General features: G+C 50.7%; 2 rRNA genes. Both read right to left on the reverse strand.

Annotated features, from left to right (window positions below):
• Window positions 1–202: 202 nt before the first annotated feature.
• Window positions 203–318: ribosomal RNA gene (gene rrf, locus MHN02_RS21390) — 5S ribosomal RNA — on the reverse strand.
• A 134-nt stretch (window positions 319–452) separates the two neighbouring features.
• Window positions 453–2,860: ribosomal RNA gene (locus MHN02_RS21395) — 23S ribosomal RNA — on the reverse strand; the annotation flags it as partial.

The raw sequence follows: 2,860 nt of genomic DNA on the forward strand, positions 1-2,860 counted from the left end.
AAAACTGCACTCAAATGGTACAGCTCCATAGTCGACGGGGCCTGGACCGCAGGCACATGGAATTAAATTCGTGGGGATCCCTCAGACTCTGACCCCAATTTGAGGTTTTGTTGGGGGAGTGGGGATTAATGTACTCTGACCCCATTTTTTTGTTTCTTCCAGACGCAAAAAACCCGCCGTTAGGCGGGTTTCTTTTAATGGGACCTGGCAGTGTCCTACTCTCACATGGGGAGACCCCACACTACCATCGGCGCTAATACGTTTCACTTCTGAGTTCGGAATGGAGTCAGGTGGTACCGTATCGCTATGGCTGCCAGGAAAAACGGGTAACAATCTAGAAAACTGGATATCAATTCAATCGTGAGTAACTACTTTTCACTCTACTTTTTGCTCATTTTTCAGAGCTTAGCTTGTCTACAACACTCAGAAGTCTAAAGCTTCTTGGGCGTTGTATGGTTAAGCCTCTCGGGCAATTAGTACAGGTTAGCTTAACGCCTTACAACGGGGATGACTCATCTTTGGGCCGGCTTCCCGCTTAGATGCTTTCAGCGGTTATCCGTTCCGAACATAGCTACCGGGCAATGCCATTGGCATGACAACCCGAACACCAGCGGTTCGTCCACTCCGGTCCTCTCGTACTAGGAGCAGCTCCCATCAATCATCCAACGCCCACACCAGATAGGGACCGAACTGTCTCACGACGTTCTAAACCCAGCTCGCGTACCACTTTAAATGGCGAACAGCCATACCCTTGGGACCGACTTCAGCCCCAGGATGTGATGAGCCGACATCGAGGTGCCAAACACCGCCGTCGATATGAACTCTTGGGCGGTATCAGCCTGTTATCCCCGGAGTACCTTTTATCCGTTGAGCGATGGCCCTTCCATACAGAACCACCGGATCACTATGACCTACTTTCGTACCTGCTCGACGTGTCTGTCTCGCAGTTAAGCTAGCTTATGCCATTGCACTAACCTCACGATGTCCGACCGTGATTAGCTAACCTTCGTGCTCCTCCGTTACTATTTGGGAGGAGACCGCCCCAGTCAAACTACCCACCAGACACTGTCCACACCACACAATCTAGCGACTGTGCTTCAAAGCCTCCCACCTATCCTACACATGTAGGTTCAATGTTCAGTGCCAAGCTGTAGTAAAGGTTCACGGGGTCTTTCCGTCTAGGTGCGGGTACACAGCATCTTCACTGCGATTTCAATTTCACTGAGTCTCGGGTGGAGACAGCGTGGCCATGGTTACACCATTCGTGCAGGTCGGAACTTACCCGACAAGGAATTTCGCTACCTTAGGACCGTTATAGTTACGGCCGCCGTTTACCGGGGCTTCGATCAAGAGCTTCGTCCGAAAACTAACCCCATCAATTAACCTTCCGGCACCGGGCAGGTGTCACACCCTATACGTCCTCTTACGAGTTTGCAGAGTGCTGTGTTTTTAATAAACAGTCCCAGCCACCTGGTCACTGCGGCCTCCATTTGCTTACCACGCGAAGTGTTCACAAACAGAGGCGTACCTTCTCCCGAAGTTACGGTACAATTTTGCCGAGTTCCTTCACCCGAGTTCTCTCAAGCGCCTTAGTATTCTCTACCTGACCACCTGTGTCGGTTTGGGGTACGGTTCATATAATCATAAGTTTAGAAGCTTTTCCTGGAAGCAGGGCATCAACAACTTCACTCCCTTGGGAGCTCGTCTCGTGTCTCGGCATTCTCTTTTAAAGAGCGACCCGGATTTACCTAAGTCACTAGCCTACTCACTTTCACTTGGACAACCAACGCCAAGCTTGCCTAGCCTTCTCCGTCCCTCCATCACTGATTATATAAGTACGGGAATATTAACCCGTTTCCCATCGACTACGCATTTCTGCCTCGCCTTAGGGGCCGACTTACCCTGCCCTGATTAGCATGGGACAGGAAACCTTGGTCTTCCGGCGTGGGAGTTTTTCACTCCCATTATCGTTACTCATGTCAGCATTCGCACTTGTGATATGTCCAGCAAGCTTTACAACTCACCTTCATCCACTTACACAACGCTCCCCTACCCAGCATGTAAACATGCTGCCGCAGCTTCGGTATATTGCTTAGCCCCGTTACATCTTCCGCGCAGGCCGACTCGACTAGTGAGCTATTACGCTTTCTTTAAAGGGTGGCTGCTTCTAAGCCAACCTCCTAGCTGTCTATGCCTTCCCACATCGTTTCCCACTTAGCAATATTTTGGGACCTTAGCTGGCGGTCTGGGTTGTTTCCCTCTCCACGACGGACGTTAGCACCCGCCGTGTGTCTCCCGGATAGTTCTCATTGGTATTCGGAGTTTGCAAAGGGTTGGTAAGTCGGGATGACCCCCTAGCCTTAACAGTGCTCTACCCCCAATGGAATTCGTCCGAGGCTCTACCTAAATAGATTTCGGGGAGAACCAGCTATCTCCCGGTTTGATTGGCCTTTCACCCCCAGCCACAGGTCATCCCCTAACTTTTCAACGTTAGTGGGTTCGGTCCTCCAGTTGATGTTACTCAACCTTCAACCTGCCCATGGCTAGATCACCGGGTTTCGGGTCTATACCTAGCAACTAAACGCGCAGTTAACACTCGCTTTCGCTACGGCTCCGAAAAGGTACGCAGTCACCCCATCACTAAGCACCCTGCTTGATTTTGGCGGTTTACCGTTGGCTGCTTCGCAGGTCAACGTTAACGTTAAATCAAACTGGTTATTACTGCTTTGTGAGTCACATCACTAAAGGCACTTAGTGATGGGGCTCCCACTGCTTGTACGTATACGGTTTCAGGTTCTATTTCACTCCCCTCACAGGGGTTCTTTTCGCCTTTCCCTCACGGTACTGGTTCACTATCGGT

It is taken from the genome of Alteromonas sp. CNT1-28, from assembly GCF_022348345.1.
GTDB lineage: Bacteria > Pseudomonadota > Gammaproteobacteria > Enterobacterales > Alteromonadaceae > Alteromonas > Alteromonas macleodii.